We start from the raw sequence: 13,338 nt of genomic DNA, 5'->3' as shown, positions 1-13,338 counted from the left end.
CCAGTGCCGACAGGGTCTCTCGCGCCTGCTCGCCCGCAGCTGCCGCGCGAGAGAGACGATAGAGAGCGCCGCCAGAGCTACCCGGCCAAAGCCGGTCAGGCGCCGGCAGGGCGAGACCTGCCGTCAGCGGCATCACGGACTGGGCAAGCTTGCGATACGCGCCATTGGCCCAGGCCGCACGGCCACGCGGATCGGTGATCAGAACCGGCTCGGACGCAGCGTCTAGCGCCGCCGTCACCAGCGCATCGGCGCGCGGACGCACCGCAGGCTCGATGCGCAAGGCCCGCGCAGCGCTTTCTCCGGCAGCCAGCGCAAACATCAGGATGAAGGCCACAAACGCGATGCCTGACAGAAGGACAAAGCCGTGCCAGCCAGCGGTTGAGGCCGCCACCAGCGAGAAGCCTGCTGCTGCCAGCGCCATCAGTCCCGATGCCCAGAATACGGTGCGCGCCAGCAATGTGATGCGGCTCTGCCGCTCGCGCGGGGGTTGTGCGGTGCGCACGGTGACGGCAGCCTCCGGCGTATCAATGTCGGTGGCGCGGGCCTTGTCAGACTTTTTCGTGCGGGCGGGGGCGTCAGTCATCACGGCACTCCGGGCGGAAAATCGATTCGCACACTGTTTTGACCGATTAAGGTTAACCGGTATTGCGCCGGGTGACGAAGGCTTCTGCCGCCACCCCGCCTAGCGCTTCTTCTTCAGCGACAGGACATAGCCGATCACCTTGGCCACGGCGGCGAAGTGTTCGGGCGGGATTACCTCTTCGATATCGACACTGGCGTGCAGCGCGCGGGCTAGCGGCGGGTCCTCGACGATGGGAACGCCGTGCTCGGTCGCGATCTCGCGAATCTTCAATGCCACCGCCTCGACGCCCTTGGCGACGCAGATGGGCGCAGCCGTGACGCCCTGCTCGTATTTCAGCGCGACGGCGTAGTGAGTGGGGTTGGTGATGATAACGGCGGCGTCTGGCACGGCGGCCATCATGCGCTTCCTCGCCCGCTCCTGGCGGATCTGGCGCAGGCGGGCGCGCACCATCGGGTCGCCTTCGGACTCCTTGAACTCGTCGCGTATCTCGCGGCGGCTCATCTTGTTGCGGTCATAGAATTGCTGGCGCTGGAACATGTAGTCGGCAAGCGCGATGACCGCGAACACGGCCAAAGCTGCCAGAAGCAGCTGTATGGCAATCTCGCGGAAGAGGACCAGCAACTGGACCGGCGCGACGGCTGGAAGGCCCGCCAGCAAGGACTGGCGCGGCCACAGGACGATGGTGATGGCGATGGCCACCAGCGCCATCTTGGCAAGGCCTTTCAGGAAATTGACCCAGCCTTGCGGGCCGAACACCCGCCCCAGCCCTTCGACCGGGTTCAGCTTGCTCAGCTTGGGTTCGAGCTTCGATGTGGTGAAGAGCAGGCCATGCTGAACAAAATGTCCCGCCAGCGCGGCGGCCATGATGGCGCCAAAGGCGAGACCCATCACCATCAGCACCTTGATCACCGCCGCTGCCGTGATCGCCAGCGCGCCGGTGTTGTCGAGCGACATCTCGTGCGGCTTGGACAGGAAGACCGAAAGCTCGCGCGTCAGCCCCCCAGCCATGGATGGCCCGAAGGCGGCCAGCACGCCCAGACCTGCCGCGAGAATGAACCAGGCCGGGATTTCCTGCGATTTCGGGACGTCGCCCTTCTCGCGCGCCTTGTCCAGCTTTCGCTGGCTGGGCGGCTCTGTCTTCTCGCTCTTGTCTTCACCTTCGGCCATGTGATCCTCACATCAGCGTTGCGGTGAAGGCTTCGACACGTTCCAGCCAGACCATGGCCATGGTGCCGAGCGCGATGGCGAAAATGGAAAAGCCGAGCAGGATGTTGACCGGCATGGCGATGAAGAAGATCTGCACCTGGGGCATCATCTTGGACAGCACGCCGAGGCCCAGATAGAAGACCAGCCCAAACAGGACCAGCGGCGCGGCAATCTGGATGCCGATGGTGAAGGCCGCAATGAAGAGCTCCAGCGCCCATTGCGCAGCATCGCCCCACATCGGCACCTCGCCTGCCGGCATCAGCGCGTAGGACCCTGCTGCGGCCTGCAATAGCAGATGGTGCAGATTGGTGGTGAAGAGCAGGAGGATGAAAAGCAGGTTCAGAAAGGTCGCCGGCAGGGCGCCGGTCTGGCCTTGCGCCGGGTCAAAGGCCTGCGCCATGGCAAGCCCGCTCTGATAACCGATGACCTGGCCTGCCACCGCCGCTGCCGAGAGCAGCATGCGCGCGGCCGCTCCGATCATCAGGCCGATCACCGCCTCGCCCGCGACATAGCCTGCAAGGCCGGAAAGCGTGGAGGGCTGCTCGGGCAGGAGCGGCGCAATGACCGGGCCGATGGCAAACGAGAAGGCGAGGGCAAAGGACAGCCGGATACGCACCGGAATGCCCGGCTCTGCAAAGCCCGGCAGCAGCATCAGGATCGCGCCCATGCGGGCGAACACGAGAGCCGCCGCAAAGACGATTGCCGGAAGATCGAAGGTAATGAGCATGGCGGGCGTCAGCCTGCCGCGATTCTGTCCGCGATACTGGTCATGAATGCGCCGAGCACGGCGCCCATGAGCGGCATGAAGATCACAAGCGCCAGGAAGATGGCAAAGATCTTCGGCACGAAGACCAATGTCATTTCCTGAACCTGTGTCAGGGCCTGGAAGAGCGCGATGATGACACCGACCACCAGCCCGACCAGCATGACCGGCGCGGCCATGGCCAGCATGGTCCAGATGGCCTCGCGGCCGACATCAAGTACGTCTGCGCCCGTCATTCTGTCAGGCTCCGCCTAGAGTTTTCATTCCGGTGCCCAGTTCGCTGCTGCGCCGGTTAAGAAAGGTTAAACTCGCGTTTACCCTGTTCAGCGCGAGCCTCAGCCCCGGTCGCGGCGCCAGCGCTCCATCGCGCCCGAAATCGCGAAAGTTTCACGGTATTTCGGCGAGCCGGAGGGACGCGGCGGACGGTCAGACGTCAGGGCCATGATCTCGGCGAGCTTGTTATGCGCGGCACCGGCCTGACCCGCGCCGATATAGGCGTGCAGCTCGACGAGCGCATTGGACAGCGGGTCATGGGCGCGGATCACGAAATAGGGCTCGTCATCGGCAAGATCGGGCAGGCAGTCGAACTGCGAAGGATTGGCCTTCGAGCCGAGGGGCGCATCACTCATTGTTTCAACCCTTTCCTGCCGGAGCGTGTAACGCGATGCCAAGCGGCATCAGGACACATGTCTAGCCGATTCCCTCATGCCTGGCATTTCACGCACATGCCCTCTTTTCCCGCAGGCAGAAAATCGCCAAATATTCTTTTGCGCTGCGGACACCCTTGCGGCCCGCGCGCGATATTTTTTGAGCGTTCTTTTGTTTGGAGTGAACCATGACGACCGAAGCTGCCGCGCCGGCTGCGCGGCTGGACCTGCATGCCATCCTGGCGGTGGTGACAGGCTCGCTTTTCATCTCGATCACCGGGTTTCTGACCGTCGCGGCCCTGATCTGGGCAGTCGGCTTGATGCTGGGACTGCCTTTGCTGGCCATCGAGATCGGCGAAGGCATTGCGGGCATTGGTGCGGTGGTGCTCACCGTCATCGTCATTCGCGGTGCGCTCGCCCTTGAGCGCCAGCGCGCGTCCGGCGCACTGGTCTAGACCCGGCCCCGTGGCGGTCTTGCGACCGCCACATTCCTCTGACGGGATACTCCTCCGGGAGTGCTCATCATGAGAACGGGGAGGTTCTGCCCATGTCGATACGCCTGAATGCCGCCGCACTGGCGGCAGCCTTGATCCTGTCAGCCTGCGGAAATCCGGATGGGAGCGATCAACGCCCTGTGGAGGCACCCGAAGCCTCTGCCGATTACGCTGTAGCCGGCATGTCCGCGCGCGCCTCTGCGCCGCCTCCTCCACCAGCGCCGCCGCCGACCATGGCGGGCGGCAATGAGCCCCAGGCCGAACAGGCGGTCCTGCTGGCCTATACCCATAATTACGGCCTTCGCCTGCCATCGGGCGTGCTGGCCGATGTCTATGAAGCCCACCGCGAGGCCTGCGCAGCGGCAGGCGGCAATGTCTGCCGTGTCATCAGCGCCACCATCAACGACCCTGATGGCGAACGGCCGAGCGGCACGCTGGACATTCGCGCCCGCCCGGACTGGATCGCATCCTTCCGGGACCGCCTGGCCGGCGAGGTGAGCGAGGCCGGAGGCAATATCCAGAGCCAGAATACAAACGTTGATGACCTGACCACCCAGATTGTCGATGGCGAAGCGCGGCTGCGTGCCCAGACTGCCCTGCGCGACCGCCTGCAGGCCTTGCTGGAAACCAGTGACGGCCCGATGGCCGATGTGCTGGCGGTGGAGCGCGAACTTGCCCGCGTGCAGTCGGACATCGATGCCCGCGCCAGCGTGATCGCGGCGCTACGCACCCGTGTGGAGACTTCCCGGCTGACGCTCTACTACCAGCCCATTGTCAGCCAGACCTCGCCGGTCCGGTTCAATCCGATCATGGATGCGCTGGAAGACTTCACCGACACGCTGTCGGAAGGCGTGGCGAGCGTGATCCGCTTCGTCGCGGGCATCCTGCCCTGGCTGATCCTGGTGATCCCGGCGATCTTCCTGATCCGCTGGCTGCTGGCGCGGCGCAAGCGCAAAAGCGCCTGAGTACCCGTCTGACGCGCCGTTTCGCCCCTCATGGGTGAAACGGCGCGTTAACCACGCTCCTTAACGCGGCTCTAAACCGGAACGGATAGGCTCTTTCCCGATTTCGCCTCAGCGGCGAGAGATACGGGAGTGCGTCATGGCCAAGGCCGTCTTTCACAAGCACCAGCGCGTCTATGTCCACCCGGTGGGCACCTGGGCGCTGGTGGAGAAGGTCAAGCCGCAATGGGTGCGCGATGTCGAGGAGCCGGTAAAGGTCTTCTACGATTGCGGGCTGGGACGCGATTTCCAGGCAAACGAACTGTCGGTGGAAGACACCGGCGGTGAAACCACCGGCGCCAACTGGCGCATCTTGCGCGCGGCGAATAAATGGCAGACGCCCGAGGAATGCGCGCACCACCCCTATCCTGGCACCTATCCGGTCGTGGTCACCGATACGCAGAACTGGGGCGGCTGGCGCACGCCGGGCGCGGAATATGACCGCGATCCGCACCGCATCGAGTCGCAAGCCCGCCTGATTGCGCAGGCTCCACGCCTTCTGGCACTGGCCGAAGCGATGGCCCGCGCCGTGGCCGACAACCCTGAATGCGGGGCCGATGTAACCGGGCTCGCGCGCCAGTTCTCCGAAGTGGTCCGCACGGTCCGGGCGCGGCCCGGCGAGCCGGGGCTGGCAGGCATGCAGGCTGCCGAATAAAACCCTTCCGGCGCTGGACGTTTACGGGCCTGCAACCCTATTCTGAAGCGCATGATTCGAGCCCGCACAGCCCGCACGCCCGAGGCGGCGCACCTGCATGATCGGCTGGCCCCTGAAGGGGCAGCTGCGGGACGCGCGCGCCTGTCGCGCCTTGTGCTTCTCTTTCTTCTTGTTTTCGCGGGTGTCTTCGGAACGGTCATCTGGGCCAAGCTGCGCATGGAATGGGCAACCGCGCAGGCAGAAGCGCAAAACCGCCAGGCCCGCAGCGCCGCCTTCATCGCCGAAAGCGTGTCCGGCCGGCTGTCGGAAATCCGCGGTGCACTCAGCTTTGCTGCCGCCAGCCTGTCAGCGCCGGACGAGGAAGGCATGCAGGCCGGTTTTGTCGAGACGATTGCCGGGACGGCCGATGTTTCCGGCGCGGCGCTTTGGCTGCCCGATAGCGAGCCACTGATCGCAGGCCGCGTGCCGGCGGACCTTGCCGCTGCCGCCGACGCGGCTCTTGGCACCCCGCAATGGATCGCAGGCATCAGCGCGGAAAGCCCGTTCGTGGTGCTGGCTGCGCCCGTACCCCTGCCCGACCAGCGCGTCGGCACCTTGCTGGCCTTTGCCGATCCTCGCGAGATACTCGCCGCCGATGGCGCGGCGCGCCTCGCGGTGCTGACGGACGGGCTCGGACGCACGCTTGCCCTCTACCCGGATGCGCCGGTTGCGGGCGCGCCGCTGGCGGCGGAACGCGTCGGCCTGCAATCGCGCGATGTGCGGGCTCTGGGCGATGCAGGCGGCGGGGCGCTGACCGGCGCACAGATTGGCGGGGCGGAACAGATACTGGGCGTCGCACGCCTGCGCGATGCGCCGCTCTATGTCTACGCCATCGGGCCTTCGGGTCTGAACTCTGCGGCGTGGAACATGACGCTCATCTTCCACGCGCTCCTGTTCTTCGGGCCGGTCTTCACGGCCATTGCCTTCTACGTCGTCCTCCTGATGCAGACCGGCGCGCTGAAGAAGGCGGAGGCGCGCCTTCTCGATTCCGAACGCCGCTTCCGGCTGGCGATCGAGGGTGCGCGCTGCGGGGTGTGGGACTGGGATCTGGAAACCGACGAGGTATTCATCACCGATTCCTTCGCCCGCATGCTGGGCCTTGGTGATGCGACGAGCCTTGCAGGCGCCGACTTCCTGCAACTGCTATCCGGTGAGGACCGCTCGCGCTTGCGAACAGCGATCCGCGCGGCCTCACGCGCCGAGGAAGTCGATCTGGAAGTGCGCGCGCAGAATGTCGCCGTCTGGGTGCAGATGCGGGGCCGTCCGCTGGCGCTCGACGGGGTGGGGCCGGGCAATCGCCTTGTCGGCGTGGCCATCGACGTTACCGAACGCAAGGGCGCGCAGAAGCGGGTTCTGGCCGCCGAGACGCGCCTGCGCGCTGCGCTGGAGTCCATGACGGAAAGCTTCGCGCTGTGGGATTCCCGGCGGCGCCTGGTCTTGTGGAACCGCAAGTTCCGCGACTTCTTCAACCTGCCCGAAGGCTCCCTGCGCCCCGGCATGGCCTATGAGGCGGTGGAAGCGGCCGCCGCCGGTGCCATTGTCGACGTGTATACCGGCGAGCAGGACGGCGAGTCCTTCCAGATGGAGCTGACCGACGGGCGCTGGCTGCACTATTCGGAGCGTCAGACCGCCGATGGCGGCCTTGTCAGCGTCGGCGCCGACATCACGCTTCTCAAGCAGCAGGAAGGCGAACTTCGCGACAACCAGGAGCGCCTGCGCCATTCCTTCAACGAGCTGGAGGAGTCCTCCCGCCAGATCGAGAAGCTGGCGAGAAGCCATCACGAGGAAAAACTGCGCGCGGAAGAGGCCAACCGGTCAAAGTCGGAATTCCTCGCCAATATGAGCCACGAGCTGCGCACGCCGCTCAACGCGATCATCGGCTTCTCCGAAATGATGCAGAAGCAGATTTTCGGCCCCCTCGGCCATGACCGCTATGTCGAATATGCCGGTGACATCCACAATTCTGGCGGGCTGCTGCTTTCGCTCATCAACGACATTCTCGACATGTCGAAGATCGAGGCGGGCAAGCTGACCTTGCAGACCGAGCCGCTGGAACCGGCCAGCGTCATCGAGCAATGCGTCCGCCTGATCGGCGCGCGCGCACAGGAGAAGAACCTTCAGGTGCGCGCCGAGTGCGGCGAGCTGCCCGAGGTGGAGGCCGATCCGCGCGCCCTCAAGCAGATCCTGCTGAACCTCCTCTCCAATGCCGTGAAATTCACCCCCGAAGGCGGGCGGGTAGTCATTCGCGGGTTCGAGGCGGCGGACGGCATCGTGCTGCAAGTGGCCGATACGGGGATTGGCATTGCGGGCGAAGACCTGCCCCGCCTTGGCCGTCCGTTCGAACAGATCGAGAGCCAGCACTCAAAGAGCTATCAGGGCTCAGGCCTGGGCCTTGCCCTGTCGAAATCCCTTATCGAGATGCATGGCGGCCAGCTGCGCATCGACTCGGTACTGGGCAAGGGCACGACCGTGTCCTTCACCATTCCGCGCCATCAGCCGGGCGGAAACGGGCAGGATGATGATGGTCAGGACCACCCCGTCACGGAAGCCGCTGAGTAGGCTGGCCTAACGGCGGGGCTCGCCGCCTTCCTGGCTTTCGGGGCGATGGTGACCGTTCCTGTGTTCGCTGCGCGGACCGCCGCGCCGGAACATCGGACCACGCCGCGGCGAATAGGCTGCCTCAAGGGCCGCCCGCCGGGTATCGGGATCAAGGTCGGCCACAATGTCGAGGATGATGGCCTCACCACTGGCATCAAGGCGGGCGCGCGTCGCGCGCATCTGCGCCATCGCCGCCAGCATGGCCGCCTCGTCGAACTCTTCAGCGCGCAAGAGCCGGTTCATCTCGCGGCGGCTTGCCATCATCTCGCCGAACAGGGGGCGCATGCCACGCAGGCCCTCACGAAGCTGGACGCGCGCGGCCTCCTGACTGTCTTCGGGCAAGGCCGCAATGAAGGCGCGCGGATTGAACCCGCCACTGCCAGGCATATAGCGGCCGGTTTCCTGAACCGGCGCAGCCGGGGTCAGCGCACGCTGGGCCAGTATGCCTGCCAGCACGCCATTGACGCCCAGCGATACGACCAGAAGAACGATCCAGAAGCGGCGCCCCGCGAACCAGCCCATCAGCGCACCTCGTCCTCGATAAAGTCGGCCAGATCGTCATAGGCCGGCTCGGCAAAGCTGGAAAAGGCGAGCGCATAGGCTGCCTCGCCGTCTGCCGCGCCGCCAAGGCTCGCCCCGCCCCATCCAAGGCCGAGGCCTGCGCTGATGGCAATCGCTGCGGCCAGGCGCGCCCACGGCGGAGCAAAGCCGTTTCTTTCGTCCGCCGATTTCAGGATGTCCGCCATCAGGGCTGGTGAAGGACCGTCTACCCGCGCCAGCGCCAGCGCCGCGTCAAGGCGTGCGGCCTCGCTCGTCAGACGGGCAGCCAGATCAGGATTTGCCTCGGCAAAGGCCAGCGCAGAGGCGCGCTCGGCATCCGGCCAGCGGGCCGGATCCGCGCCATAGGCGTCAATGAGGGCTTCAAAGCGGCTTGCCTGCATCATGATCGTGTTTCCCCGTCATCCTGGCGGTTGCTGGCCGCAAGGGTCGAAATCAGCTCCCCGGCTTCGCCTGAAAGGCGCTCGCGCAAGGTCCGGCGTGCCCGGGAGAGAAGGGATTCCATCGCTTCCACACTGACCTCCATTATCCCGGCCGCCTCGATATTGCCCAGCTCCTGAAAATGGCACAGTTCCAGCGCCAGTCTCTGACGTTCGGGCAAGGCCGCAACGGCGGCAAGCACGCTTTTGCGGCTGTCCTCAGCGGCGAGACGCGCATCAGCGCCCGCCTCGCCCGTTTCGCGGTCCAGCCCTTCGGGCATTTGCGCCTCGCGGCGCTTTCGAAGCCGGTCATAGCAAAGATTGACGGCAATGCGCATGACCCAGCTATCGAACTTCGCGGCGCCCGGCTTCCAGCGATCGGCATTGCGCCAGACCCTCAGATAGGTCTCCTGCGCGACGTCTTCGGCCTCTGCTCCATCACCCAGCATGCGTCTCGCTATACCGGTGATCTGCGGCAGGGTGCGCGCGACGAAACCCTGCATGGCCGCCGGCTCACCGCGCGCGAGCGCGCGAGCAAGGGCGGCGTCGCTGTCAGGGGCGGCGGCGCGTTTCGAACCGGAAATGACGTGCAGAACCGGCCGGATGGACGCCTCCCCTGACAACAGGACCTTTCAAAGCCAGAAAGGCTAGTCGCGATTGCCACGCTCGCGGCGGCGTTCCTGCCAGCGCTCGCGCATCTCGGCGCGGCGCTCTTCAAGGGCCGCGATGGTCACCGAATCATTACCTTCGCCAGCCATGCGGTCAAACATGGCATTGCCGCGGGCTTCAAAATCGGCGCGGCTGATCTCGCGGTCACCGCCACGGCGGCCACCGGCACGATGGCCTTCGCCGACATCCACGCCGCGCTCAGCCGCGAACTCGACCCACAGGCTGCGCAGCAGCTCGCGGTCAGCAGCGTTGGCCACGCCGTCATTATTCACGTCCATGCGGTCGAACATGGCGTTGTGGCGGGCCTGGAACTCAGCGCGGGTGATGGTGCCATCGCCATTGGCATCCATGCTGGCCAGACGCTCGGCCATCGCTTCCGGATTGCCGCGATGGCGGCGCTGCATCCAGCGGCCACGGCGATGCTCGCCGCGCTCGCCCGCGCCGGCTTCCTGCACGGCGGTTTCGGCAAAAGCGCCTGCGGTCATGGCCGGCACAGACGTAAAGCCGAGCGCCAGGGCGGCTGCGGCCAGTTTCAGGGAGGTCTTCATCGCTAATCTTCTCCGATTGTTACGGTGAGCAGTGTCCCTCTGCACTCCGTCAAACGGAGACAGGCGCGATTATCCGTCGCTGGCGAATGCAATTTTTCCGACACGGGCCACGAAGATGGCCCGCACCTCGCTGGCAATCGCCTCCACGCGGGCTTTCAGGGCCTCCAGGCTGGAGCATCCGGCAGCCTGTGCAAGGCGCAAGGCAAAGGGTTCGCTGGCATCACGCGGGTCAAACCCGCTGCCATGGGCGAGCCGGGTCAGCTGGGTGACGGCCTCATAAAGCGTGTGCGCTTCGATCAGGGTGTGGGCCTCGATTTGAGGAAGCCAGCCCTCATCCCCGAGGCGTTCCAGCGCCTTGCGGGTGGCCGGTTCGCCGCCAAGCCTGTGAGATACCAGACCGGCCTGCGCCACGAATTCGATGTCGAGCAAGCCGCCCGCGCGCAGTTTCAGATCCCAGGACGAGCTGGCGGGCTTGTCGCGCTCCAGCCGTGCGCGCATGTCGCTCGCGGCAGAGCAGACCGCTGCCCGGTCCAGCGTATGGTCATTGATCGCCGTGTTGATCGCTTCGCGAAGGCCCGCGCTCTCCCGGCTGGAGGCCACGATCCGCGCGCGCGTCATCGCCATGCGCTCCCACACCCAGGCCTCTTCGGCATAGTAGGTGGCAAAGCGTTTCAGCGACACGGCGACAGGACCGGCAGAGCCTGAGGGCCGCAAGGCGAGGTCTACGGGATAGAGCTCGCCCTCCTCTGTCGGGGCCGACAGGGCGGAGACGAGGCGCTGGGTAAAACGGGTGAACCAGACCGGCGCTTCCAGCGGCTGTTTCCCGTCCGATTGCTCGGCTTCGGGTTCATAGACCACGATGAGATCGAGATCGGAATCGGCGGAAAGTTCGCCGCCGCCGAGCTTTCCCATACCCAGCACATACCACTGGCCGGGCGCAGCGCCATGGCGGCGCACCATTTCGGCTTCGGCTTCCCTCGCCATGGCCCCGACACTGCTCTGCGCAAGGGCAGAATAGGCATTGGCGGCCTCGCTGGCGCTGGCCCGCCCGCGCAGGAGCTGCGCGCCGACGCGCAGGCGCTCCTCGCGCACAAAGCGGCGCGCGATATTCATCGCCGCCTCGAAGCTTTCTGCGCGCGCCAGGCGTTCGTCCAGCGCTTCGGGGTTTGCCGGACCGGTCTCCGACAGGGGTGTGGTGAAGGACGGCTCCAGCATCACGTCCAGCAAGGCGGGGCGCTTGCCGATATCCTCGGCAAGGCGCGGGGCCAATCCCAGTATCGCGATAAGCTCATCGGCAAGGGCGGGATGGGCCGTGAGAAGCGAGAGCGGCTGGACGCCCGAGGGAAGGCCCTCAAAGAAGGCGGCGAAGCGGGCGAAGGCGGAATCGGCATCACCGGTGGCGCTGATTGCCTCGACAAGGCGCGGCGCCAGCCGGGAGAAAAGGCGCCTTGCCCGCTCGGTGCGCGCCGCGCGGGCGCGCCCGGCCGCCCAGCCGGAAAGCTGATGCCAGATGCGCACCGGGTCGGAGAATCCAAGCCTCTCCAGCGTGGCCAGCGTGTCGGGTGTCGGCTCGACCCCGGTCAGGACAAGACTGCCCTCATGGGTGGCAAGGCTCTCGCCTTCCTCGAACTGATCGGTGAAGGCGTTGTGGACCGTTTGCAGGGTTTCGCGCACACGGGCATCGAAATCGTCCAGGCTGGCAAAACCGGCCAGTGCCGCAACGCGGGCGCGCCGCCCCGCCTCTGCCGGCAAGGTCTGGGTCTGCTCATCCTCCAGCATCTGGATGCGGTGCTCGACATGGCGCAGAAAGGTATAGGCTTCGCTCAACTCAGATGCGGTTGAAGGGGCCACCAGCTCTGCTGCGCTCAAGGCTTCCAGCGCGCTCAGCGTGCCAGCAACACGCAACTCGCTCTTGCGCCCGCCGAAGACGAGCTGAAGCACCTGCGCGTAGAACTCGACCTCGCGTATGCCGCCAAGGCCCAGCTTTACATCATGACCGGCCACATTCAGTTCGGCGCGGTTGCCGACCGCCTGTATCTGCTTGGCGAGCGCGCGGATGTCCTCCACGGCGGCAAAGTCCAGCGTGCGCCGCCAGATGAAAGGCTCCAGATCGCCGATGAAGGCCTTGCCTGCATCGATATCGCCCGCAACGGCGCGTGCCTTGGCGTAGGCTGCGCGTTCCCAGTTCTGTCCCACCGCCTCGAAGTAATGGCGCGCCATGTCGCCATTGACCGCCAGAGGGGTCGAGGACGGGTCCGGGCGCAGGCGCAAATCCACACGGAAGACATAGCCTTGTGCGGTGAGCTCGCTCATCAGGCGGACAAGGCGCTGGGTCAGGCGGGTGGCGAGCTTTTGCGGCTCCTTGCCCTCCGGCACGGTGAAGCGCTCCGCCTCCCATACAACGACAAGGTCAATGTCGGAGGAATAGTTCAGACTTTGCGTGCCGAGCTTTCCCAGCGCCAGCACGGCATAGCCCGGCACGCTGGCGTCCTCACCCGCCAGCCCGAGCTCGCGGGCGGCAAATCCGAGCGCGCCTTCAAGCGCCGCATCGGCAAAGCCGGAAATCGCAGCGATCGTCTGACGCAGGCTCCAAGCGCCGGAAAGATCGGCGAGCGCCGTCATCAGATGCATGTCCATTTTGGCTTCGCGAAGGGCCTGCATGGCGGTGGCCTCGCTGTCAGCAGCCGCAGCGGCGCGCGCCTTTTGCGATGCTGCCTCCAGCAGGTCTTCGACGGGTGACACGGCAAGCGCGCGAAGTGTATCGCTGCGCCTCGTCATCAGCGTTGCAAGATAGGGAGAGGCCGAAGCCACAGCCTCCAGAAATCCGTCCGGCCAGCCGGCGATTGCTTTGGCGTCAAGGCCGCCAAGCGCATCGCGTGCGGCCTGCCGGTCAAGGACAGGCAGAGATGTCTGGATCAATCGGGAAAGGGGCGAGGTCATGGCGGGCAAACTGGCCCGTTCGCCACAGGCTTTGCAAGCGCCTCAGTCGCGATTGGGCGGAAAGCGCAAGGCGATGCGCAGGCCCGGCCCGCTGCCGTCCACCCCGCCCGGCCCGTCATCGAGCGTGAGGTCCGCGCCATGTACTTCGGCAATCGCCTGCACCAGCGAGAGGCCGAGGCCGACGCCGGGCAGATTGCGGCTGGCCTCCAGACGGACAA

At 65.8% G+C, this 13,338-nt stretch carries 13 protein-coding genes and 2 pseudogenes; 4 read left to right on the top strand and 11 right to left on the bottom strand.

Going from position 1 to position 13,338, the window contains the following annotated elements; translation table 11 throughout:
- The 5 genes and pseudogenes from ACTS2Z_RS00825 to ACTS2Z_RS00805 all read right to left on the bottom strand — a co-directional run.
- Positions 1-583: pseudogene (locus ACTS2Z_RS00825) on the bottom strand (hybrid sensor histidine kinase/response regulator); the annotation flags it as partial.
- Positions 584-682: 99 nt separating this feature from the next.
- The gene (flhB, locus tag ACTS2Z_RS00820) at positions 683-1,750 is read right to left on the bottom strand and encodes a flagellar biosynthesis protein FlhB (RefSeq protein ID WP_442571338.1); all 1,068 of its coding nucleotides are present in this window, start codon (positions 1,748-1,750) and stop codon (positions 683-685) included.
- A gap of 7 nt (positions 1,751-1,757) precedes the next feature.
- Entirely contained in the window at positions 1,758-2,516 is a 759-nt protein-coding gene (fliR, locus tag ACTS2Z_RS00815) for a flagellar biosynthetic protein FliR (RefSeq protein WP_442571337.1), read from the bottom strand.
- Positions 2,517-2,524: 8 nt separating this feature from the next.
- Positions 2,525-2,788, bottom strand: coding sequence for a flagellar biosynthesis protein FliQ (gene fliQ, locus ACTS2Z_RS00810; RefSeq protein ID WP_442571336.1), 264 nt, complete (start codon positions 2,786-2,788; stop codon positions 2,525-2,527).
- A gap of 99 nt (positions 2,789-2,887) precedes the next feature.
- On the bottom strand, positions 2,888-3,181 hold the full coding sequence (locus tag ACTS2Z_RS00805; protein ID WP_442571335.1) for an aspartate decarboxylase: 294 nt from the start codon (positions 3,179-3,181) through the stop codon (positions 2,888-2,890).
- Positions 3,182-3,387: 206 nt separating this feature from the next.
- Between ACTS2Z_RS00805 and ACTS2Z_RS00800 the strand changes: the two genes are divergently transcribed.
- The 4 genes from ACTS2Z_RS00800 (at position 3,388) to ACTS2Z_RS00785 (ending at position 7,947) form a co-directional block, all read left to right on the top strand.
- Positions 3,388-3,654 (top strand): hypothetical protein, encoded by a 267-nt coding sequence (locus ACTS2Z_RS00800; protein ID WP_442571334.1) that lies wholly within the window; start codon positions 3,388-3,390, stop codon positions 3,652-3,654.
- Positions 3,655-3,746: 92 nt separating this feature from the next.
- Positions 3,747-4,658 (top strand): DUF4349 domain-containing protein, encoded by a 912-nt coding sequence (locus ACTS2Z_RS00795; RefSeq protein WP_442571333.1) that lies wholly within the window; start codon positions 3,747-3,749, stop codon positions 4,656-4,658.
- A 136-nt stretch (positions 4,659-4,794) separates the two neighbouring features.
- Entirely contained in the window at positions 4,795-5,349 is a 555-nt protein-coding gene (locus ACTS2Z_RS00790) for a hypothetical protein (protein WP_442571332.1), read from the top strand.
- 51 nt (positions 5,350-5,400) lie between these two features.
- On the top strand, positions 5,401-7,947 hold the full coding sequence (locus tag ACTS2Z_RS00785) for a PAS domain-containing sensor histidine kinase (RefSeq protein ID WP_442571331.1): 2,547 nt from the start codon (positions 5,401-5,403) through the stop codon (positions 7,945-7,947).
- A gap of 6 nt (positions 7,948-7,953) precedes the next feature.
- Here ACTS2Z_RS00785 and ACTS2Z_RS00780 read toward each other — a convergent pair whose 3' ends face one another.
- The 6 genes and pseudogenes from ACTS2Z_RS00780 to ACTS2Z_RS00755 all read right to left on the bottom strand — a co-directional run.
- On the bottom strand, positions 7,954-8,508 hold the full coding sequence (locus tag ACTS2Z_RS00780; RefSeq protein ID WP_442571330.1) for a periplasmic heavy metal sensor: 555 nt from the start codon (positions 8,506-8,508) through the stop codon (positions 7,954-7,956).
- Entirely contained in the window at positions 8,508-8,930 is a 423-nt protein-coding gene (locus ACTS2Z_RS00775; protein ID WP_442571329.1) for a hypothetical protein, read from the bottom strand. Before ACTS2Z_RS00775 ends, ACTS2Z_RS00780 begins: the two co-directional genes overlap by 1 nt.
- Entirely contained in the window at positions 8,927-9,586 is a 660-nt protein-coding gene (locus ACTS2Z_RS00770) for an RNA polymerase sigma factor (RefSeq protein ID WP_442571328.1), read from the bottom strand. Before ACTS2Z_RS00770 ends, ACTS2Z_RS00775 begins: the two co-directional genes overlap by 4 nt.
- Positions 9,587-9,610: 24 nt before the next feature.
- Positions 9,611-10,180 (bottom strand): hypothetical protein, encoded by a 570-nt coding sequence (locus ACTS2Z_RS00765; protein WP_442571327.1) that lies wholly within the window; start codon positions 10,178-10,180, stop codon positions 9,611-9,613.
- A gap of 69 nt (positions 10,181-10,249) precedes the next feature.
- Positions 10,250-13,120, bottom strand: coding sequence for a bifunctional [glutamine synthetase] adenylyltransferase/[glutamine synthetase]-adenylyl-L-tyrosine phosphorylase (locus tag ACTS2Z_RS00760; RefSeq protein ID WP_442571326.1), 2,871 nt, complete (start codon positions 13,118-13,120; stop codon positions 10,250-10,252).
- Between the two features lie 42 nt (positions 13,121-13,162).
- Positions 13,163-13,338: pseudogene (locus ACTS2Z_RS00755) on the bottom strand (two-component sensor histidine kinase); the annotation flags it as partial.

The sequence above is a fragment of the Glycocaulis sp. genome, assembly GCF_052168375.1.
Lineage (GTDB): Bacteria > Pseudomonadota > Alphaproteobacteria > Caulobacterales > Maricaulaceae > Glycocaulis.
Note: the sequence above shows the minus strand (reverse complement) of the source record. Positions and strands in the feature narration are given on the sequence as shown.

Bases quoted from the DNA above. Each gene is read 5' to 3' on its own strand.
- ACTS2Z_RS00780 (WP_442571330.1), bottom strand. From the start codon at position 8,508: ATGGGCTGGTTCGCGGGGCGCCGCTTCTGGATCGTTCTTCTGGTCGTA.
- fliR (WP_442571337.1), bottom strand. From the start codon at position 2,516: ATGCTCATTACCTTCGATCTTCCGGCAATCGTCTTTGCGGCGGCTCTC.
- ACTS2Z_RS00790 (WP_442571332.1), top strand. From the start codon at position 4,795: ATGGCCAAGGCCGTCTTTCACAAGCACCAGCGCGTCTATGTCCACCCG.
- flhB (WP_442571338.1), bottom strand. From the start codon at position 1,750: ATGGCCGAAGGTGAAGACAAGAGCGAGAAGACAGAGCCGCCCAGCCAG.
- ACTS2Z_RS00775 (WP_442571329.1), bottom strand. From the start codon at position 8,930: ATGATGCAGGCAAGCCGCTTTGAAGCCCTCATTGACGCCTATGGCGCG.
- ACTS2Z_RS00760 (WP_442571326.1), bottom strand. From the start codon at position 13,120: ATGACCTCGCCCCTTTCCCGATTGATCCAGACATCTCTGCCTGTCCTT.
- ACTS2Z_RS00795 (WP_442571333.1), top strand. From the start codon at position 3,747: ATGTCGATACGCCTGAATGCCGCCGCACTGGCGGCAGCCTTGATCCTG.
- ACTS2Z_RS00800 (WP_442571334.1), top strand. From the start codon at position 3,388: ATGACGACCGAAGCTGCCGCGCCGGCTGCGCGGCTGGACCTGCATGCC.
- ACTS2Z_RS00785 (WP_442571331.1), top strand. From the start codon at position 5,401: ATGATTCGAGCCCGCACAGCCCGCACGCCCGAGGCGGCGCACCTGCAT.
- fliQ (WP_442571336.1), bottom strand. From the start codon at position 2,788: ATGACGGGCGCAGACGTACTTGATGTCGGCCGCGAGGCCATCTGGACC.
- ACTS2Z_RS00805 (WP_442571335.1), bottom strand. From the start codon at position 3,181: ATGAGTGATGCGCCCCTCGGCTCGAAGGCCAATCCTTCGCAGTTCGAC.
- ACTS2Z_RS00765 (WP_442571327.1), bottom strand. From the start codon at position 10,180: ATGAAGACCTCCCTGAAACTGGCCGCAGCCGCCCTGGCGCTCGGCTTT.